The following is a 19,597-nucleotide window of genomic DNA, read 5'->3' on the forward strand; positions in this document are numbered from 1 at the left end:
CGGTTCAAGCTACAGCCGTTGAAGCTTGCTGGCGGGGATCAGCGTCGTGCCCCCCTTCAGTTGCACCACCAGTTCACCATGACTGACCACCACCACCTGCACGGTTTCGGTCTTGTCGCCAAAGCGCACCCGGTCGCCGGGCTTCAGTGTCGGCGGCACAGGGATGGCGGGCAGCACGATGCGCGGCGGTGCCGCACCCGGCGGGTTGGCCGCACGCATGATGGCGCTCAGCCTTTGGTGCAGTTCCGGTCGTTCCTTGGCGAGCGCCTCCAGAGAACGGCTCATGGTGGCCTTCAATTCCGCCGCGGTGAAGGGCTTGCGCAGCAAAAAGCGTGAGCCGGCAGCCTGCGCCTGCGCCTCTTGCTCGGGGCCGACGACAAAACTCAGCAAGGCCAGGCGGCAGCCGGGGCTGACCTCCTTCAAGCGTTGATGCAGCGCGATCCCGTTCAGCTCCGCCTTGGGAAACCAGTCGGTGATTAAAAAGTCGGGTTTGAATTCCAGGCCAAGGGCGAGCGCCGCCTCGGTGTCGCTGGCGCAGCGCACGCTGTCGGCCGGCAGCCCGAAGCCCTCCAGCATTTGTCTGGCAAAGGTTTGGACACCACTCAGGCCATCAACCACTAAAAAACGCAGATCGGCACTCATGGACGGGGCGGGGCCTCCAGGCGGGGCGGGAATCAACACTGGCCCTCATGTTAGCGGCTTGCCGCGAAGGCGTTCTGAACTGTGTCGTGAAAGTGCCGAGGGCCTGGGCACGATTGCACGCCCGCCGTCCGGTCAGTGCGGCTTGAGGGCCCAGGAGTCAAGCCATTTGCCGCTCTCGCAGCTGCTGCAACTGACGCCAGAAGGCTGGGTTTTGCGAGGTGCTGAAGTTGATGCGCATCAGCGTACCCGGGCAGCGCGTGGCGCTGAACAGCATGCCGGGGGCCGTCATCCACCCCGCGTCCAGCATGCTCATGGCCAGGCGTTCGGTGTCGACGCCGACATCGATCCAGCCAAACAAGCCCTGCGGCGGCGTGACAAAACGGCAGCCGGCCGCCTCGGCCAAGCGCAGTGTGCGTTGGCGGGCGGTGTCGAGCCGTGCTTGCACCCGCTCGGCATGGCGCCGCAACTGCCCCTGCTCCAGACACAGGGCCACCGCCCGTTCATTCAAGGGGCTGGTGGTGAGGGCGCTGATCAGTTTCAGATTGGTCAGTGCTTGAATCCGCTCGGGGCTGGCCGCCAGATAGCCGACGCGCCAGGCCGGGCTGAGGATTTTTGAGAAGCCCGACACATAGATGCTGCGCCGCAGCCCGTCGAGAGCAGACAGCCGTGGCGCGTGGTTGGGGGCCAAAAAGGCGTAGGTGTCGTCTTCCACCACCAGAAAGTCGCCCGCCTCGGCCAGCTTCAGGATCTGGTGGGCTTGGGCCAAGTTCAAGGTATGGCCGGTCGGGTTGTGCAGCACCGAGACGGTCACATACATGCGCGGGCGATGCTGCTCGATCAGCTGGGCCATCACGCCCAGATCGGGGCCGTCGGCGCCGCGCGGCACCGGGGCCAGGCGCATGCCAGCCTGGGTCAGGCGCGCATATTCGATCGCCCAGCCCGGGTCGTCCACCAACACCGTGTCGCCGGGCCGCAAAAAGCAGCGCGTGATCAGGTCCAGCGCGTGGGTGGCGCCCACCGTGCTGACGATGTTCTCGGGGGGGCAGGCGATGCTCAAGTCGGCCAATCTTTGGCTGAGCGCGCTGCGCAAGCGGGCGTCTCCGGCCGGCTCACCGTAGTGCAAAAAGAGTTGGTCGCTGGCGGCCTCGCTGGCGCTGAGCACGCGCCGCATACTGGCTTGCAGCATGGCTGCGTCTAGCCATTCGGCCGGCAGCGTGCCCAGGCCCGGCGAGGTGCGTGGGTCGGCCTGGAACATGCCGCGCAGCAGCGCGGTGGCGTCGACCGGCGCAGGCTGTTGCTGGCTCTGGGCGGCCGAGGCTTTTGCCGTGTTCTTGGCCGGGTGGCCGCTGCTTGAGGCACGGTGCGCCGAGTCACGCACGAAGAAGCCGCGCTGCTTGCGCGCCTCCAGCAGGCCGCCGGCCAGCAACTGGTCATAGGCGGCCACCACGGTGAAGGTGCTGACACCGTACTGGCGCGCGCATTCGCGCACCGACAGCAGCTTGGCGCCAGGCAAGATCAAACGCTGCTGAATGCGCTCGGCAAAACGTTGGGCCAATTGCTGCGCCAGGGGCACGCTGGAGTCGCGAGAAAGCTGCATCGGATTCGCTCCCTGTGTTGCGGCTGCTTCAATTTGTATTGCTTGTGCGGCCAATACAGAAGCTATTCATGATTGCCAAAGTGTATTGCATCTGTATTGGTGTTGGCGGGCATACTGAATTCACGCGCTGAACCGGCGCGCCGCCAAAGTCCACCTCGATTGGATCAGCCCATGATGGATCTGCAAACCCTGCTCGCCGTGACCGGCTTTGCGCTGGTCACCTCGATCACCCCGGGGCCCAACAACATGATGTTGTTGGCGTCCGGGGTCAACCATGGTTTCAAGGCCACGCTGCCGCATGTGGTCGGCATCAGCTCGGGCCTGATGTTGCTCTTTCTGGCCGCCGGCTTGGGCCTGGGGGCGCTGCTGGCGCAATGGCCGCAGCTCTATCTGGCCTTGAAGGCGTCTGGGCTGGCCTATATGGTCTGGCTGGCCTGGCAACTTTGGCGCGCCGGTGCGCCGCAGGCCGAGGGTGGCGCAGCGGTTCAAGCTGCGCCAAGCCTGATGGGCTTTTGGGGTGCCGCGGCCTTTCAGTGGGTCAACCCCAAGGCGTGGTTGATTGCCATCGGCGCGGTGGCCGGTTTCTTGCGCCCCGATGCCGGCGGGTGGGAGTTGTTGGCTCTGGCGCTGGTCTGTGCGCTGGTGAACATGCCCTGTGTAGGGCTGTGGGCCTGGGCGGGCGCGCGCTTGAGTCGGGTCTTGGCTGACCCGGCCCGGCGGCGGTATTTCAATACCGCCACGGCCCTGCTCTTGTTGGCCAGCATCTGGCCCATGTTGAATGTCTGAAACGCAAACGATAGGAAGCTCCATGCGTACATTGGGAATTTTGGGTGGCATGAGCTGGGAGTCCTCGGCGCAGCTGTACAAGCTCTTGAATCGCCAGGTGGCGGAGCGGCTGGGTGGCCTGCACAGCGCCGATCTGCTGCTGCGCAGCGTCAACTTTGCCGAGATCGAGGCCTTGCAGCGGGCCGGTGACTGGGCTGGCGCCGCCCACTTGCTGGGCACGGCAGGCCGGGGCTTGAAGTCCGCGGGGGCCCAGGCCTTGTTGATCGCCACCAACACCATGCACAAGGTCGCCGATGAGGTTGAGCAACTGAGCGCATTGCCCTTGATTCATATCGTCGATGCCACGGCCGAGGCCCTGAAGGCGGCCGGCCACACGCGGGTCGGCTTGTTGGCCACCCGCTACACGATGGAAGAAGATTTTTACCGTGGCCGTATGCGTGATCGGCATGGCATCGAGCTGCTGACGCCGCCGCCGGTGCAGCGGCTGGAGGTGCACCGGGTGATTTTTGAGGAGCTGTGTCGCGGGCAAATTTCGCCGGCCTCACGGGCGTTTTACCTGCAGACCGTGCAGGATCTGGCCGCGGCCGGCGCCGAGGCGGTCATCCTTGGGTGCACCGAAATCTGCCTGTTGCTGGACCCGGATATGCCCGCCGCCTTGCCACTGTTCGACAGCACCGCCTTGCAGGCGCGCGCCGCGGTGGAGTGGATGCTCGGTGGTACAACCGATGTCTAGCCGGTGAAAACGTAAATTCGCCGCCCACATTAAGCGAGACAAAGACTATGAGCTCAGTTTGGACCCAAGCGCGCCGTGCCGCTCGGATGAACCCATCGATCATCCGAGAAATCCTCAAGGTCACCGAGAAGCCCGGCATTTTGTCGATGGCCGGCGGTCTGCCTTCCTCCGACACCTTCCCGGTGGATGAGTTGAAGGCGGCCTGTGACCGCGTCCTCAGCGATAACGCCAAGGAAGCCCTGCAATACGCGGCCAGCGAAGGCTTTGCGCCGCTGCGCGAATGGGTGGCCGACCGCGCGGCCTCGCTGGGCATGACGGTGTCGCCGCAGCAGGTGCTGATCACCAGCGGCTCGCAGCAGGGCCTGGATCTGGTCGGCAAGATCTTGTGTGACGCCGGTGCGCCGGTGGCGGTGGAGACGCCCACTTACCTGGGCGCCTTGCAAGCTTTTACGCCGTATGAGCCGATCTTCACCAGCCTCGCCAGCGATGAGCAAGGTGTGGACCCGGCGGCCATTGCTCGCCTGCCTCATGATGCGCCCGGCACCCGCTTCGCCTATCTGCTGCCCAATTACCAAAACCCGACCGGTCGCGTGATGCCCCTGGCTCGTCGCCAAGCCGCCATAGCCGCCGCGCAGCAGGCCGGCGTGCCGATCGTTGAAGACAACCCCTATGGCGATCTGTGGTTTGACGAGCCGCCGCTGCCTTCATTGAGCTCTTTGTGGCCCGAGGGTTCGATCTATCTGGGCTCGTTCAGCAAGGTGTTGACGCCGGGCTTCCGGCTGGGCTTCATGATCGCTCCCAACGAGCTCTACCCCAAGCTGCTGCAGGCCAAACAGGCCGCCGACTTGCACACCCCGGGCTTCAACCAGCGCGTGGTTTACGAGGTGGTGCGCAATGGCTTTTTGGACCAGCACATCCCGAAGATTCGGGCGCTCTACAAGGCCAACCGTGACGCCATGGCCGAGGGCTTGAAACAGCATCTGCCCGAGGGCTGCGAATGGCAGATGCCGCAGGGCGGCATGTTCTTCTGGATCCGTCTGCCTGAGGGACTGAATGCGATGGAGCTGTTGCCGAAGGCGGTCGACGCTGGCATCGCTTTCGTGCCCGGCGCCGCTTTTTACGCGCACACGCCCGACCCGCGCACCATGCGTTTGTCCTTCGTGACCTTGACGCCGCCGCAAATCTCGGAAGGCGTGGCGATTCTCGGGCGCGTCTTGCGCGAGGCCTTGAATGACGGGGCGGAACCGACGCCATGAGCTTGCAGGCGCGCCGTTTTGCCCAAGTTGATGTGTTCACCGCCATGCCCTTGCTGGGCAACCCCTTGGCGGTGGTGATTGATGCGGAAGGGCTGAGCGATGCGGCCATGGCCAGCTTTGCGCGCTGGACCAATCTGAGCGAAACCACCTTTCTGCTGCCGCCCACCGATGCTGCGGCCGACTACCGGGTGCGCATCTTCACGCCGGGCGGCGAGTTGCCCTTTGCCGGCCATCCGACCTTGGGTTCGGCGCATTGCTGGCTGGCGGCTGGCGGCGTGCCCAAGCGCAAGGGCGAGTTGGTGCAGCAATGTGGCATCGGGCTGGTGCGGATCAAGCGGGTGCTCGAGCGCAGCGGCAAGGAGCGCTTGGCCTTCGCGGCGCCGCCGCTGCGGCGCGGCGGCCCGGTCTCGGCCGAGCTGCATGCCCAGGTGTTGCGCTCGCTCTGCTTGCCGGCCGAAGAGGTGCTGGATGTGGTGTGGGTGGACAACGGCCCGCCCTGGATTGCCGCGCGCCTGAAGAGCGCCGAGGCGGTGTTGGCGCTAACGCCGGATTTCAATGCCATGGCGGGCATAGAGCTGGGCGTGATTGGCGCCTATCCGAGTGGCGCCAAACAGCAGTTTGAGGTGCGCGCCTTTGTGCCTGGTATGGGTGTGCCCGAAGATCCCGTCACTGGAAGCCTGAATGCCGGGCTGGCCTTGTGGATGATGGAGGCGGGCCATGCGGGCGACAGCTATGTGGCCGCACAGGGCAAGAAGTTGGGCCGCGCCGGCCGTATCCAGGTGCAGCGCGATGGCGCCGATGTCTGGATCGGTGGCGACGTGACGCCCCTGATCAGCGGCGAGGTGCGTCTTTGAGCGTACAGCTCGATCACCTGGTGATTGGTGCCACCAGCCTGGCCGAAGGTGAAGCCTGGTGCGAGGCGGTCTTGGGTGTCAAGCCGGCCGGTGGTGGCCAACATGTGTTGATGAGCACACACAACCGGCTGCTGAATCTGAGCGCTCCAGGCTTTGCGCGCTGCTACTTGGAAATCATCGCTATCGACCCGCAGGCGCCGTCGCCCGGTCGCAGCCGTTGGTTCGATCTCGATTCACCGGCGCTGCAAGCGCGCTTGCGCAGCCAAGGCCCGGGGCTGATCCACTGGGTGGCCAGGGTTGAGGGCGAGAGCCTTGATGCCCGTCTGGCAGATTGGCGCGCTCGGGGCATCGAGGGTGGCGAGGCCCTGGCGGCGTCGCGCCAGACGCCGGCCGGCGAGTTGCGCTGGCGCATTGCCGTCAGAGCCGATGGTCAGCGCTTGCTGGGCGGCGCCTTGCCCTTGTTGATTGAGTGGGGCGATGTGCATCCGGCGGATGGACTGCCGCCGAGTGGCGTCACGCTGAACAGTTTTGAGCCTAGTCTGCCCCAGCCGGCCTTGTTGCCGGGCATCGCGGTCAAGGCGGGCCCCGCTGGACTGCGTTGCGGCCTGCAAACGCCGCGCGGCCCGCTGAATTTGGACTTGGAAATGCTGGTTTGAGTTGTCCCGGGGATGAACGGGCGCGCAGGTGCGTGCGTCCGAGTGCTCGGTTTTTGTTGCGGATGCAGATATGTTGAAAATTCTCGGTAAGGCTTCTTCGATCAATGTGCGCAAGGTCTTGTGGACCTGTGGCGAACTGGGCCTTGAGTTCGAGCGCGAGGACTGGGGCTCGGGTTTTTCGTCCACCGAGACGGCGGCCTTCCGTGCGCTCAATCCGAACGCCATGGTGCCGGTGCTGGTCGATGGGGACTTTGTGCTGTGGGAGTCGAACAGCATTTGTCGATACCTGGCGGCCCGAGAGCAGCGCTTTGATCTGCTACCGGCCGCTCCGCAGGAGCGCGCCTTGGTCGAGCAGTGGATGGATTGGCAGGCCGGTGAGTTCAACAACTCCTGGCGCTATGCCTTCATGAGCTTGGTCAGGCAAAGCCCCGCACATCAGGATCCGGACTTGCTGGCCGCTGGCGTGGCGGGTTGGAATCGGCATGTGGGCATCTTGGCCCAGGCGCTCGCCAAGACCGGGGCCTTTGTGTGTGGCGAGCAGTTCACGCTGGCCGACGTGGTGCTGGGCGTGTCGGTGCAGCGCTGGCGCATGGCGCCCTTGCCCGAGCGGCCGCATTGGCCCGAGATCGAGGCCTATTGCGAGCGGCTGGCGCAACGTCCCGGCTTTGCGCAATACGCGCTCAATTTCGTCTGACAACAGCTCAGAAAAAAGGCTGCCCGCGGGTAGCCCTTCCTGAAGCCAAAGAGGCTCGGGCGAACGATCAGTCGTTGCGGAAGCTGTCGTGGCAGGACTTGCAAGTCTTGGCGGTGTTGCCGAACGCGACCTTGAGCGTATCCAGGTTGTTGGCTTTGGCGGCGACAGCCAATTTGGCGGCCTCGCTTTGAAGGGCGCGGGCGCCTTCATCGAACTTGGCGCGCTCGCTCCAAACGCTGGCCTTGGGTGAGCCTTTTTCGGTGCCGCTGGTTCCGTCGACAAAACCGGCAAAGGGCAACTTGGAGAGTTCGGTCACGACTTCGGCATTCGCCGCAGCGGCGGCGCCGTCAAATGGGACCTTGCCTTGGGCCATGGCGCCAATGCGGCTGAAGTGAGTGGCCATCACGGTGAAGGCCGCCTTGCGGTATTTGACGGCGTCTTCGGGTTTCTGGAATTGCGCGCTGGCCGGCAGGGCGCAGCAGAGTCCGGCCACACTGGCCAAGGCGATCAGAACAGACTTCATCTTCATGCGGGCATCCTTCATCAATGGGAGGCTGGCCGAGCTTGGGGCTGGGCGAGAGCAGGTTTTGGCAGGCCTCTATCCAGGGCTTGCTGGGCGCAGTGTAGGCAAGAGTGATGAACTTTGCAGCCATTGCTGCATGCGCTATCGTCGCTGCCATGGCAAAGGAGCATCAGGTATGAGTCAACAGGGGCAATTGAAGACCGTCCGGGTTTGGGATCTGCCGACCCGGGTGTTCCATTGGGCCTTGGTCGTCTGCGTCCTCGGGGCCGTGGTCAGCGCCAAAGTGGGCGGCAATGCCATGGTCTGGCATATGCGCTTGGGTTATGGCGTATTGGCTCTGGTCGGCTTTCGCATTCTCTGGGGGCTGGTGGGCGGTCGTTGGTCGCGCTTCAGCAGCTTTTTCTACTCCCCGGCCGCGCTGCTGCGCTATCTGCGGGGTCGGGCCTTGCCAGATGACCACTTCGATGTTGGTCACAACCCGCTGGGTGCTTTCTCGGTGCTGGCCATGTTGGCTTGGTTGCTGGCCCAGGTGGCCTCGGGTTTGATTGCCGATGACGAAATCGCCACCACCGGACCCTTGATCGGCTTTGTTTCGGGCGAGATCAGCTTGGCCTGGACCTCGTATCACAAGAGTTATGGCCAATGGGGATTGCTGGCCCTGGTGGCTCTGCATATCGTGGCGATTGTTTTTTACCGCCTGCGGCATCGCAAAGACTTGTTGGGGCCGATGTTCAGCGGCGACAAGCGTTTGTCTGTGGTCATACCCGCCAGCCAAGACTCCTGGGGTACACGCTTGTTTGCGCTGACCCTGCTGATCGCTTGTGTGGCCGGTGTTTATCTCTTGATCAACCTGGCCCCGGCCTGAACGCCAAGTGCTGAGTACACTGAAGCCTGATTCGCCGTGATTGAATGAACAGCAGCCCCGACATCCAACTGATAGCCCCCGACAGCCCCGAATTGTGGGAGGCGACCCGACAGATCCTGCGCGACTATGCGGGGAGCTTGAACATAGACCTGTGCTTTCAGGACTTTGAGGCCGAGTTGCAAACCTTGCCCGGCCAATACGAGGCGCCCGGCGGCTTGCTCTTGCTGGCGCTGGTGGATGGGCAAGTGGCGGGCTGCGTAGGCTTCAGGGCCTTGCCGGACGTGGATTACGCCAATGCCTGCGAGATGAAGCGTCTGTACGTGCGCCCGGCATTTCGTCGCTTTGGTATCGGGCGCATCTTGGCGCAAGGCTTGATCGACGCCGCGGTACAAGCGGGTTATTCGGCCATGCTGCTGGACACCTTGGACGATATGGAGGCCGCACGCGGCCTCTACGAGAGTCTGGGCTTTGAGGCCGTGCCGCCTTACTACTTCAACCCGATTCCGGGCGCCCACTATTTGAAAGTTGATCTGGCTTAATTCAGCTGATGGCGAGAGTTTCAGGCGGTTACCGGCATAGCATGGCGGCACGTCCCTGAATCCACTGCACGTCATGAGCCACACCGACACCCCAGACACGCTGTACCGCATCGAGCCCGCCGGCTCCCAGGCCGCCTCCTTGGGTGAGTCGCCGCTTTGGCATGCGCAGGAGCAAGCGCTCTACTATGTGGACATCCCTGAGCGTCAGGTCTTGCGCCTGCATCCCGCCAGCGGCGAGCTGCGGCCGTGGCAGCTTGACAGCGAGCCGGGTTGCATCGCGCTGATTGACGGCGGTGGTCTGGCCGTGTCCCAGCGCAATGGCTTGTGGCGCTTGAATCCGCAAGACGGCTCGCATCAACAGCTGGCAGCCGCTCCCTATGACGAAGGCCGGCAGCGTTTCAATGATGGCAAGCCCGATGGGCAAGGGCGACTCTGGGTCGGCACCATTGATGACGCACGCTTGCCTGACGCTGGTCTGTACCGTTATGCGGGCGGTGAGTTCCAACTGATGGCCAAGGACATCGTCACCTCCAACGGTTTGGCCTGGAGCCCAGACCAGCGCACGCTTTATTGGTCTGACACCAAGGCGCACGAAATCTATCGTTTCAGTTTTGATGCTGCCAGCGGCAGCTTGGGCGAGCGTCAGTTGTTTGCCAGCTTCTCACCGCGTGCCGCCGGTCAGGCCTTGGAGGCTTATGGTGGACGGCCCGATGGCGCAGCGGTGGATGCCGAAGGCTGCTACTGGGTGGCCATGTTCGAAGGCCAGCGTCTGCTGCGTCTGTCGCCCGAGGGCCAGGTTCTACAGGAATTGCGCCTGCCGGTGCGCTGCCCGACCATGCCGACCTTCGGTGATGCCGATCTGCGCACGCTCTACATCACTACCGCTCGCGCCGGCCGTTCGGCCGAAGAGTTGGCGGCGCAGCCTTGGGCGGGCTGCGTATTGCGGCTGCGGGTCGAAGTGCCCGGTTTGCCGGCCAATCTTTTGCGCCTCTAAAGCGAGCCGCATGCCCTATTCATGGGGCTGCGCCGCCCTTGCCTGGGTTGCGCCGGACGGCTCATGCCAGAAGTCATGGGGGCTGACAAGCCGTCCTGCCGGCTAGGCGTTGTCTGGCCTCAACAAGGGTCTTGTCGAGGCGCTACGGGTTTACACATATAATCTTTGGGTTTTGCCGACATCCATCAGACCGACATGAGTTCGCACGAGCGCAATGGAGCTTCCAAAGTTGCTCGAAACGACCTTGATTGGAATGATGAGGTTGAAGAGCTGCCTTTCAAGGCCCTGACGCGAGAAGAAGCGCAGGCCTTGTCGGCCAAGCATCCGCCGATTTCGCCCTGGCGAATTGTTGCGATGCAGGCTGTGGTGGGGGTGTTGGTCGCCCTGTTGGGGTGGCTGTTCACCGGGCAAAGCAAGACGGCGTGGTCAGCTCTGTGTGGGGCGGCTGCGGTGGTTTTGCCCAATGCCTTGATGGCGTGGGGTATGACCGGGCTCTTCAGAGGGATTCCTGGTGCTGCGGTGCTGGGTTTTATGTTCTGGGAGCTGATCAAGATCATGACGGCCATTGCCATCTTGGCAGTGACTGCGGTTGGGGTGCCTGATTTGAGTTGGCTGGCCTTGTTGGCGGCTTTGGTCGGGTGCTTGAAGGTTAATTGGCTGGCGCTGCTTTGGCAGGGCCGGGCTCGAAAAGTTTAGTAAATACGCGGACGGAAACTGACGATGGCAGCCGAAGGACACGGACAGGAACACGCACCCAACGCGGGCGAGTACATCCAGCACCACCTGCAGCATATGCAGATGAATTTCAAGGGTGAGATGGTCAAACAGACCTCCATCGTTGATTTCAGCTTGTTCAACCTGGACTCACTGATTTACTCGGTGATCTTGGGTTTGATCGGCTGCTTCTTCCTGTGGCGCGCTGCGCGCAAGGCAACCTCCGGCGTGCCGGGTCGCTTCCAGGCAGCCGTTGAAATCTTGGCTGAAATGGTCGAGAACCAGGCCAAGGGCGTGATTCACAACGCCACCAGCCGCAAGGTCATCTCTCCTCTGGCGCTGACCGTGTTCGTCTGGATCTTCCTGATGAACTTCATGGACATGCTGCCGGTCGATCTGCTGCCCGCTTTGTGGGCCAAGGTTTACGGTTCGATGGGCCACGATCCGCACCACGCTTATATGCGTGTCGTGCCGACCGCTGACTTGTCGACCACCTTGGGTCTGTCGACCAGCGTCTTGATCATGTGCTTCTTCTACAGCATCAAGATCAAGGGCATGGGCGGCTGGACGCACGAGCTGCTGGCAGCTCCGTTCGGCGACAAATGGTTCTTGTACCCGATCAACTTCCTGATGCAGCTGATTGAATTTGCTGCCAAGACCGTCTCGCACGGCATGCGGTTGTTCGGCAATATGTTTGCGGGTGAGCTGGTCTTCATGCTGATCGCGCTGATGGGTGGCGTCTGGGCCTGGGAGTTGAACCCGTTGTCGGGTGGCTTCTGGCTGGGTCTGGGCCATTTGGTGGCTGGTACGGTGTGGACCCTGTTCCACATCCTGATCATCACCTTGCAGGCCTTCATCTTCATGATGCTGACCTTGATCTACACCGGCCAGGCGCACGATCAACACTGATCGAGTACCCGAGCTTCGGTTCTTTCTCTCTAGTTCGTTTTTTCTTTTTCTTTCTTACCTTTCCTTCAGGAGCAAATCATGGAAAACATCCTCGGTCTCGTCGCGCTGGCTTGCGGTCTCATCGTTGGTCTGGGCGCTCTGGGCGCTTCGATCGGTATCGCTTTGATGGGCGGCAAGTTCCTGGAGTCTTCGGCTCGCCAGCCTGAGCTGATGAACGAACTGCAAACCAAGATGTTCATCTTGGCTGGTCTGATCGACGCTGCGTTCCTGATCGGCGTTGCTATTGCTCTGCTGTTCGCATTCGCCAAGCCTTTCGCCATCTAATTGATGCGCCAACCTTTCACAGTTGAAAGGATAGCTCTGTGAATATCAACGCAACACTGTTCCTGCAAGCGATCGTTTTTGCGATCCTTGTTTGGTTCACCATGCGCTTCATCTGGCCTCCAATGATGAAGGCCCTGGACGAGCGCGCCGCCAAGATCGCCGACGGTCTGGCTGCGGCCGACAAGGCCAAGGCCGAGTTGGCCAACGCCAACAAGAAGGTTGACGAGCAATTGGCGCTGACCCGTGGCGAAACCACCAAGCTGCTGGCCGACGCTGAAAAGCGCGCCGCTGCGATCGTGGCCGCTGCCGCTGGTCAAGCCGAAGAAAAGGCTGCCAAGATCGTTGCTGACGCGCAAGCCGAAGCCGAACAGCAGTCCATGCGTGCCCGCGAAGTCTTGCGCGAGCAAGTCGCCGCCTTGGCCGTCAAGGGTGCCGAGCAAATTCTGCAGCGCGAGGTTAACGCCAGCGTGCACGCCGAATTGCTGAACCGCCTGAAGACGGAGCTGTAAGCATGGCCGAGCTCGCAACCATTGCCCGTCCGTACGCTGAAGCGCTCTATCAAGTAGCGCGTCAGCACGACGTCAAGGCTTGGGGCCTGCAACTCGACGCCCTGGCCCAAGTGGCCGCGGCGCCTGAGCTGCGCCAGTTTGCCGATCACCCCAAAGCAACGCCTGAGCAGATCTATGTCGTCACGACACAGACTGCCAAGGTCGAGTTGGCTGAAGGCGTGCAGAACTTCCTGCGCACCGTCATCGCCAATGGGCGCCTGAGCGCCTTGCCTGCGGTGGTGGAGCAATACCATGCCTTGGCCAATGCTGCAGCCGGCGTTGCCGACGCTTTGATTTACAGCGCCTTCCCCATCGACGCGGCCCAGTTGGCTGACGTCAAGGCGGCGCTGGAGAAGCGTTTTGCTCGCAAGCTCGAAGCGCAAGTCGTGCTGGAACCTTCGCTGATTGGCGGCATTCGGGCGGTGGTTGGCGATGAGGTGTTGGACACCTCGGTCAAGTACCGTCTGGAACGCATGAAAGTGGCGCTCACGGCCTGATTTTTCAGGCCCGAGCGCGACGCCACCCTATCCGTTCATCCCTGTGTCAATCGCTTTGCAAAAAGACGGCGGGCCAGATGGGAGCCATAGCAATGAATTTGAATCCTGCTGAAATTTCCGAACTGATCAAGAGCCGCATTGAAGGCCTTGGCACTTCGACGGACGTCCGCAACCAAGGCACCGTGGTGTCTGTGTCTGACGGTATCGTTCGCATCCACGGCCTGTCCGATGTGATGCAAGGCGAAATGCTGGAATTCCCAGCTGCCGCCGATGGCACACAGACTTTCGGTCTGGCCCTGAACTTGGAACGCGACTCGGTCGGTTCCGTGATTCTGGGTGCCTACGAGCACATCTCCGAAGGCGACACCGTCAAGTGCACGGGCCGCATTCTGGAAGTGCCGGTCGGCCCTGAGCTGGTTGGCCGCGTGGTCAACGCTCTGGGTCAGCCGATCGACGGCAAGGGCCCGATCAACGCCAAGATGACGGACGTGATCGAAAAGGTCGCTCCCGGCGTGATCGCCCGTAAGTCGGTGGATCAGCCGATGCAAACCGGCCTGAAGTCGATTGACTCCATGGTGCCGGTGGGCCGTGGTCAGCGCGAGCTGATCATTGGTGACCGCCAGACTGGCAAGACGGCTGTCGCGATCGACGCCATCATCAGCCAGAAGGGTCAGAACATGACCTGTATCTACGTTGCGATCGGCCAGAAGGCTTCGTCGATCAAGAACGTGGTGCGCGCTCTGGAAGCCAACGGCGCGATGGAGTACACCATCGTCGTGGCGGCCTCGGCTTCTGAATCTGCTGCGATGCAGTACGTCTCGGCCTACTCGGGCTGCACGATGGGCGAGTACTTCCGCGACCGCGGTCAAGACGCGCTGATCGTTTATGACGATCTGTCCAAGCAAGCCGTGGCTTACCGTCAGGTTTCGCTGCTGCTGCGTCGTCCTCCAGGCCGTGAAGCCTACCCTGGCGACGTGTTCTATCTCCACAGCCGTCTGCTGGAGCGTGCTGCTCGCGTGAACGCCGACTATGTCGAAGCATTCACCAAGGGCGAAGTGAAGGGCAAGACCGGTTCTTTGACCGCGCTGCCCATCATTGAAACCCAAGCCGGTGACGTTTCCGCCTTCGTTCCGACCAACGTGATTTCGATTACCGACGGTCAGATCTTCTTGGAAACCTCGCTGTTCAACGCCGGTATCCGTCCCGCGATCAACGCCGGTATCTCGGTGTCTCGCGTGGGTGGTGCTGCTCAGACCAAGCTGATCAAGTCCCTGTCCGGCGGTATCCGTACCGACTTGGCCCAGTACCGTGAACTGGCTGCCTTCGCGCAGTTCGCTTCCGATCTGGACGAGTCCACCCGCAAGCAGCTGGACCGTGGTGCCCGCGTGACTGAACTGCTCAAGCAAGCTCAGTACTCGCCGCTGCCGATCAGCCTGATGGGCGCGACGCTGTACGCGGTGAACAAGGGCTTCATGGACAGCCTGGACGTGAAGAAGGTTCTGGCTTTCGAACACGGCCTGCATCAGTTCCTGAAGACCAGCCACGCCGCACTGCTGGCCAAGCTGGAAGCCGACAAGGCGATGGACAAGGATGCCGAAGCCGAGTTGAACGCTGCGATCACTTCCTTCAAGAAGTCCTTCGCTTAATGCCCATGACGGGGCGGACCAAGCACTCTGCGCTGAACCGCCCCATCTGAACAGGAGAAATCATGGCATCAAGCAAGGAAATTCGCGGCAAGATCAAGTCGGTTGAGAACACCAAGAAGATCACCAAGGCCATGGAAATGGTCGCCGCTTCCAAGATGCGCAAGGCGCAGGAGCGGATGCGCGCGGCTCGTCCTTACTGCGAGAAGATCGGCAATATCGCCGCCAATCTCGCCAAGGCCAACCCCGAGTATCGGCATGCGTTTCTGAGCACGAACGAAGGCGCCAAGGCGGCTGGTTTCGTGGTCGTGACGACCGACAAGGGTCTGTGCGGTGGTCTGAACACCAATCTCTTGCGTGCGACGACGGCCAAGCTGAAGGAACTCGAAGCTGCCGGCCAAAAGGCCGAGGTCGTTGCCATCGGCAACAAGGGCCTGGGCTTCATGAACCGCATCGGCGCCAAAGTGGTCTCGCAGGTCACGCAAATGGGTGATCAGCCTCACATCGAAAAGATGATCGGCCCGGTGAAGGTTTTGCTGGACGCGTATGCCGAAGGCAAGCTGTCGGCGGTCTACCTCTGCTACACCAAGTTCATCAACACGATGCGGCAAGAGCCGGTGGTGATGCAGTTGTTGCCGCTGTCGACCGAAGGCATGAAGACCGCAGGGGCCGATGGCGCTCTAGCTCACGCTTGGGACTATCTGTACGAACCCGATGCGGCCACGGTGATCGATGAGCTGCTGGTGCGTTACACCGAAGCACTGGTCTACCAGTCGGTGGCTGAAAACATGGCGTCCGAGCAATCGGCGCGCATGGTGGCGATGAAGGCCGCAACCGACAACGCCGGCACCTTGATTGGTGAGCTGAAGCTGGTCTACAACAAGACCCGTCAGGCCGCCATTACCAAGGAATTGAGCGAGATTGTCAGTGGCGCGGCCGCGGTCGGTTGATCGACCGCCAGCCAAACCAGACGCAACGAATACAGATTGAAGGAATCGAAATGTCTAGCATTCAAACCAACGCAGTTGGCAAGATCGTTCAGTGCATCGGCGCCGTGGTGGACGTGGAATTCCCGCGTGACCAAATGCCGAAGGTCTATGACGCGCTGAAGATGGAAGGTAGCACCCTGACACTGGAAGTTCAGCAGCAGCTGGGCGACGGCGTGGTGCGTACCATTGCGCTGGGTTCGTCGGACGGCCTGCGCCGCGGCACCCAAGTGTTCAACACCGGCGAGAACATCCAAGTTCCCGTGGGCAAGGCGACCCTGGGCCGCATCATGGACGTGCTCGGCGCGCCCATCGATGAGCGTGGCCCTGTGGCTCAGACGCAAATCGCGTCGATCCACCGCGCGGCTCCCGCTTACGACGAGCTGAGCCCCTCGCAAGAGCTGCTGGAAACCGGCATCAAGGTGATCGACTTGATCTGCCCGTTCGCCAAGGGCGGCAAGGTGGGTCTGTTCGGTGGCGCCGGCGTGGGCAAGACCGTGAACATGATGGAACTCATCAACAACATTGCCAAGGCCCACAGCGGTCTGTCGGTGTTCGCTGGTGTGGGTGAGCGTACTCGTGAGGGTAACGACTTCTATCACGAGATGGCCGATTCGGGCGTCGTGAACCTCGAGAAGCTCGAAGACTCCAAGGTCGCCATGGTTTACGGCCAGATGAACGAGCCTCCAGGCAACCGTCTGCGCGTGGCCCTGACCGGTCTGACCATTGCGGAATCGTTCCGTGACGAAGGCCGTGACGTGCTGTTCTTCGTGGACAACATCTACCGCTACACCTTGGCCGGTACCGAAGTGTCCGCGCTGCTGGGTCGTATGCCTTCCGCCGTGGGTTACCAGCCTACGCTGGCCGAAGAAATGGGCCGCTTGCAAGAGCGGATCACTTCGACCAAGGTCGGTTCGATCACTTCCATCCAGGCCGTTTACGTGCCAGCGGATGACTTGACCGACCCCTCGCCTGCGACGACCTTTGCTCACTTGGACTCCACCGTGGTGTTGTCGCGTGACATCGCTTCGCTGGGTATCTACCCCGCTGTGGACCCGCTGGACTCGACCTCGCGTCAGCTGGACCCCAACGTGATCGGCGAAGAGCACTACCTGACCGCCCGTGGCGTTCAGCAAGTGCTGCAGCGCTACAAGGAACTGCGCGACATCATCGCGATTCTGGGTATGGACGAGCTGTCGCCTGAAGACAAGCTGGCCGTGAGCCGCGCTCGTAAGATCCAGCGTTTCCTGTCGCAGCCTTTCCACGTGGCCGAAGTGTTCACTGGCTCGCCTGGTAAGTACGTGCCTTTGAAGGAAACCATCCGCGGCTTCAAGATGATTGTTGCTGGCGAATGCGACCACCTGCCTGAGCAGGCCTTCTACATGGTCGGCACCATCGACGAAGCGTTCGAAAAGGCAAAGAAACTGGGCTGATGAAGCCGGGGAGGGCGGCAACGCCTCTCCCCGTTTCTCGCACAGTTCTCTACGCACAACGCTAAGGAAGATTAAAGATGGCAACCCTCCACGTCGATGTGGTTTCCGCCGAAGAGCAAATCTTCTCCGGCGAGGCCAAGTTTGTTGCGCTGCCGGGTGAAGGCGGTGAGCTGGGCATCTTGCCCAATCACACGCCGCTGATCACCCGCATCAAGCCCGGCGCGGTGCGCATTCAGCGCGCCGACAACGGCCAAGAAGAATTCGTCTTCGTGGCTGGCGGCTTGCTGGAAGTGCAACCAGGCAAGGTGACCGTGCTGGCCGACACCGCGATCCGCGGCAAGGACCTGGACGAAGCCAAGGCTCTGGAAGCCCGCGCACTGGCCGAAGAAGCGATGAAGAACGCCAAGAGCGATATCGACTTTGCCAAGGCGCAAGGCGAGTTCGCTGCAATGGCCGCCCAGATCGCTGCGCTGCGCAAGTTCCGCAAGAACTGAGCTGGCGCAGGCTTGATCAAGCCCTTGTCAAGCGAGTAGAACCCTTTCAGTAGACTGGAATTGGACTCTCGAATATCCGCCGCGACTAGTCGCGGCGGAGCCGTTTTCGGAAGCCCGCGAAGCCACCATGCCTGCACGTTTCTGGATCGAAGATTGGGCTGCCTGGGCCCCCGGCCTCGAGACGCAGTCCGAATGGCGTGAATGGTTCGCGGCGCCGCATCAACCGGTCGGCGATCAGCAGGCAGACTTGTCGGCCATGCCCGCGATGATGCGCCGGCGCATCGACCCACTCGGTCGTGCCGCCTTGCAAAGCGCTTATGCGGTGCAACCGCAGGCGCCTTGCCCCTTGGTGTTCAGCTCGCGCTGGGGCGAATTGGCTCGCTCCGTCGGCATGTTGGAGCAACTGGCGCTGGCTCAACCGCTGTCGCCCACGGCCTTCAGCCTGTCCGTTCACAACGCCATTGGCGCGCTCTATTCGATTGCGCGCCAAGACCGATCCAACTATCTGGCCGTCAGTGCCGGCGAACACTCCGCCGAGGCCGGCTTCGCCGAAGCTCAGGGGCTGCTGGCCGATGGTGCCGAGGCCGTTTTGCTGGTCAGCTTTGACGCACCCTTGCCCGATGCTTATGCGCAGTTTCGCCCTGTCGGTGAATTGCTATTCAGCCATGCTTGGGCTTGCTTGCTGCGGCCCGCTGATGCGTCAACGCCCGCCGCCCTCAGCCTGACGGGTGTCATGCCGGGCGATGCTGCGGCGCCAGCCGACAGCTTGCCCAGCGATCTGCGTACGCTGGCCTTTTTGCTCGGCGAACAAGCAGAACTGCGCCACGGTCCTTGGCTCTGGACCCGCCATGCCGGCTAGCCTGCAGCGCGGGCGCCGGATTGCCGCCACGGCTTTGGCCTTCGCTGCCTTTGGTGTGGGCGGCTTGCTGCTGGGCTTGCTCTATTTCCCCTTGCTGCTGCTTTTTCAGCGCAATCAGACCCGCCGCAGCCGCCATGCGCGCACCGTGGTCAGCCATGTGTTTGCGGCCTTCATCGCCCTGATGCGGCGCTTGGGCCTGATCAGCTATCAATTCGAGCATCTGGAGCGCCTGCAGCGGCCGGGGCTGCTGATCCTGGCCAATCACCCCAGCCTGATCGATGTGGTGTTCCTGATCTCGCTGATTCGCAATGCCGACTGCGTCGTGCGCGCCGGCCTGGCCAACAACCCATTCACCTTCGGCCCGGTGCGCGCCTGCGCCTATGTGCGCAATAACGAAGGTCCGGAATTGCTGCAATCCTGTATGGACAGCCTTGGCCAAGGCGCTAATCTGATAATTTTTCCGGAAGGTACGCGCAGTCGACCCGGCCAAGCCTTGAAAATGCAGCGGGGAGCGGCGCAGATCGCGATCCGGGCCGAGCGAGCTGTCACGCCGATCCGTATCCATTGTTCTCCGCCCGGATTGACCAAGGGCCAAGCCTGGTGGCGCGTTGCCGATCGGGCTTTGCACTTCACGATCAGTGTGGGCGAAGACATCCAGATCCAGCCATTTTTAGATTCAGCCCAGCAAGAGCCTGGTCTGGCGGCTCGCCGCTTGACCGCGCATTTGCTGGCGTATTTTTCGCATCAGGGACCTACAACATGAACACTGTCGCACTCGATCTCGAACAGGAGATCAAACAGCTTCTGATCAGCAGCCTGAACCTCGAAGACCTGACCCCGGAGTCCATCGACCCCGAGCAGGCCCTGTTTGTCGAGGGCCTGGGGCTTGATTCGATTGACGCGCTGGAATTGGGCTTGGCCCTACAACAACGCTATGGCGTCAGCATGTCGGCCGATTCGGAGCAGACTCGCAAGCATTTCGGCAGCATCCGTGCCTTGGCGCAATTTGTCGCCGACAAGCGCAGCAAATAAGCAGCAAGCCCCACGACGA

At 62.0% G+C, this 19,597-nt stretch carries 24 protein-coding genes; 21 read left to right on the plus strand and 3 right to left on the minus strand.

Features of this window, described 5'->3' with window-relative positions:
- Nucleotides 1-9: 9 nt before the first annotated feature.
- Nucleotides 10-642, minus strand: coding sequence for a response regulator (locus WG899_RS05685; RefSeq protein WP_339594652.1), 633 nt, complete (start codon nucleotides 640-642; stop codon nucleotides 10-12).
- Between the two features lie 157 nt (nucleotides 643-799).
- Nucleotides 800-2,239: an aminotransferase-like domain-containing protein gene (locus WG899_RS05690; protein WP_339594653.1), complete on the minus strand. Its 1,440-nt coding sequence runs from the start codon at nucleotides 2,237-2,239 to the stop codon at nucleotides 800-802.
- A gap of 171 nt (nucleotides 2,240-2,410) precedes the next feature.
- On the opposite strand from WG899_RS05690, the gene WG899_RS05695 reads away from it, so the two are divergent.
- From WG899_RS05695 to WG899_RS05720, 6 genes are all read left to right on the plus strand, one after another.
- Nucleotides 2,411-3,025, plus strand: a complete 615-nt coding sequence (locus WG899_RS05695) for a LysE family translocator (protein ID WP_339594654.1) — start codon at nucleotides 2,411-2,413, stop codon at nucleotides 3,023-3,025.
- Between the two features lie 22 nt (nucleotides 3,026-3,047).
- Nucleotides 3,048-3,758, plus strand: a complete 711-nt coding sequence (locus WG899_RS05700; RefSeq protein WP_339594655.1) for an aspartate/glutamate racemase family protein — start codon at nucleotides 3,048-3,050, stop codon at nucleotides 3,756-3,758.
- Between the two features lie 47 nt (nucleotides 3,759-3,805).
- Entirely contained in the window at nucleotides 3,806-5,014 is a 1,209-nt protein-coding gene (locus WG899_RS05705) for an aminotransferase-like domain-containing protein (RefSeq protein WP_339594656.1), read from the plus strand.
- Between the two features lie 2 nt (nucleotides 5,015-5,016).
- Nucleotides 5,017-5,868 carry a PhzF family phenazine biosynthesis protein gene (locus tag WG899_RS05710; protein ID WP_339594719.1) on the plus strand — a complete coding sequence of 284 codons (852 nt, stop codon included), beginning with the start codon at nucleotides 5,017-5,019 and terminating at the stop codon, nucleotides 5,866-5,868.
- Nucleotides 5,865-6,524 (plus strand): VOC family protein, encoded by a 660-nt coding sequence (locus tag WG899_RS05715; protein WP_339594657.1) that lies wholly within the window; start codon nucleotides 5,865-5,867, stop codon nucleotides 6,522-6,524. The genes WG899_RS05710 and WG899_RS05715 overlap by 4 nt, the downstream gene beginning before the upstream one ends.
- 70 nt (nucleotides 6,525-6,594) lie before the next feature.
- Nucleotides 6,595-7,218, plus strand: a complete 624-nt coding sequence (locus WG899_RS05720) for a glutathione S-transferase family protein (protein ID WP_339594658.1) — start codon at nucleotides 6,595-6,597, stop codon at nucleotides 7,216-7,218.
- Between the two features lie 67 nt (nucleotides 7,219-7,285).
- On the opposite strand, the gene WG899_RS05725 is transcribed toward WG899_RS05720, so the two are convergent.
- The gene (locus tag WG899_RS05725; RefSeq protein ID WP_339594659.1) at nucleotides 7,286-7,747 is read right to left on the minus strand and encodes a c-type cytochrome; all 462 of its coding nucleotides are present in this window, start codon (nucleotides 7,745-7,747) and stop codon (nucleotides 7,286-7,288) included.
- A 169-nt stretch (nucleotides 7,748-7,916) separates the two neighbouring features.
- Between WG899_RS05725 and WG899_RS05730 the strand changes: the two genes are divergently transcribed.
- The 15 genes from WG899_RS05730 (at nucleotide 7,917) to WG899_RS05800 (ending at nucleotide 19,578) form a co-directional block, all read left to right on the plus strand.
- The gene (locus tag WG899_RS05730; RefSeq protein ID WP_339594660.1) at nucleotides 7,917-8,606 is read left to right on the plus strand and encodes a cytochrome b/b6 domain-containing protein; all 690 of its coding nucleotides are present in this window, start codon (nucleotides 7,917-7,919) and stop codon (nucleotides 8,604-8,606) included.
- A 44-nt stretch (nucleotides 8,607-8,650) separates the two neighbouring features.
- Complete coding sequence (locus WG899_RS05735; protein WP_339594661.1) at nucleotides 8,651-9,145, plus strand: GNAT family N-acetyltransferase; 495 nt, start codon at nucleotides 8,651-8,653, stop codon at nucleotides 9,143-9,145.
- A gap of 73 nt (nucleotides 9,146-9,218) precedes the next feature.
- Entirely contained in the window at nucleotides 9,219-10,139 is a 921-nt protein-coding gene (locus WG899_RS05740) for an SMP-30/gluconolactonase/LRE family protein (protein WP_339594662.1), read from the plus strand.
- Between the two features lie 195 nt (nucleotides 10,140-10,334).
- Entirely contained in the window at nucleotides 10,335-10,835 is a 501-nt protein-coding gene (locus WG899_RS05745) for an ATP synthase subunit I (RefSeq protein ID WP_339594663.1), read from the plus strand.
- Nucleotides 10,836-10,859: 24 nt separating this feature from the next.
- Nucleotides 10,860-11,762: a F0F1 ATP synthase subunit A gene (gene atpB / locus WG899_RS05750; protein WP_339594664.1), complete on the plus strand. Its 903-nt coding sequence runs from the start codon at nucleotides 10,860-10,862 to the stop codon at nucleotides 11,760-11,762.
- Between the two features lie 78 nt (nucleotides 11,763-11,840).
- Entirely contained in the window at nucleotides 11,841-12,086 is a 246-nt protein-coding gene (gene atpE, locus WG899_RS05755; RefSeq protein ID WP_058721792.1) for a F0F1 ATP synthase subunit C, read from the plus strand.
- Nucleotides 12,087-12,124: 38 nt separating this feature from the next.
- On the plus strand, nucleotides 12,125-12,595 hold the full coding sequence (locus WG899_RS05760) for a F0F1 ATP synthase subunit B (protein ID WP_263538886.1): 471 nt from the start codon (nucleotides 12,125-12,127) through the stop codon (nucleotides 12,593-12,595).
- A gap of 2 nt (nucleotides 12,596-12,597) precedes the next feature.
- On the plus strand, nucleotides 12,598-13,131 hold the full coding sequence (locus tag WG899_RS05765; RefSeq protein WP_339594665.1) for a F0F1 ATP synthase subunit delta: 534 nt from the start codon (nucleotides 12,598-12,600) through the stop codon (nucleotides 13,129-13,131).
- Between the two features lie 92 nt (nucleotides 13,132-13,223).
- Entirely contained in the window at nucleotides 13,224-14,777 is a 1,554-nt protein-coding gene (atpA, locus tag WG899_RS05770; RefSeq protein WP_339594666.1) for a F0F1 ATP synthase subunit alpha, read from the plus strand.
- Between the two features lie 62 nt (nucleotides 14,778-14,839).
- On the plus strand, nucleotides 14,840-15,724 hold the full coding sequence (atpG, locus tag WG899_RS05775) for a F0F1 ATP synthase subunit gamma (protein ID WP_339594667.1): 885 nt from the start codon (nucleotides 14,840-14,842) through the stop codon (nucleotides 15,722-15,724).
- Between the two features lie 50 nt (nucleotides 15,725-15,774).
- Entirely contained in the window at nucleotides 15,775-17,193 is a 1,419-nt protein-coding gene (gene atpD, locus WG899_RS05780; protein WP_339594668.1) for a F0F1 ATP synthase subunit beta, read from the plus strand.
- 77 nt (nucleotides 17,194-17,270) lie between these two features.
- Complete coding sequence (locus tag WG899_RS05785) at nucleotides 17,271-17,687, plus strand: F0F1 ATP synthase subunit epsilon (protein WP_339594669.1); 417 nt, start codon at nucleotides 17,271-17,273, stop codon at nucleotides 17,685-17,687.
- 127 nt (nucleotides 17,688-17,814) lie between these two features.
- Nucleotides 17,815-18,546 carry a beta-ketoacyl synthase chain length factor gene (locus WG899_RS05790; protein ID WP_339594670.1) on the plus strand — a complete coding sequence of 244 codons (732 nt, stop codon included), beginning with the start codon at nucleotides 17,815-17,817 and terminating at the stop codon, nucleotides 18,544-18,546.
- Nucleotides 18,536-19,309, plus strand: coding sequence for a lysophospholipid acyltransferase family protein (locus tag WG899_RS05795; protein WP_339594671.1), 774 nt, complete (start codon nucleotides 18,536-18,538; stop codon nucleotides 19,307-19,309). The genes WG899_RS05790 and WG899_RS05795 overlap by 11 nt, the downstream gene beginning before the upstream one ends.
- Entirely contained in the window at nucleotides 19,306-19,578 is a 273-nt protein-coding gene (locus WG899_RS05800) for a phosphopantetheine-binding protein (RefSeq protein WP_339594672.1), read from the plus strand. The genes WG899_RS05795 and WG899_RS05800 overlap by 4 nt, the downstream gene beginning before the upstream one ends.
- The last annotated feature ends 19 nt before the right edge of the window (nucleotides 19,579-19,597 follow it).

This window comes from Paucibacter hankyongi (assembly GCF_037482915.1).
Taxonomy (GTDB): domain Bacteria; phylum Pseudomonadota; class Gammaproteobacteria; order Burkholderiales; family Burkholderiaceae_C; genus Paucibacter_A; species Paucibacter_A hankyongi.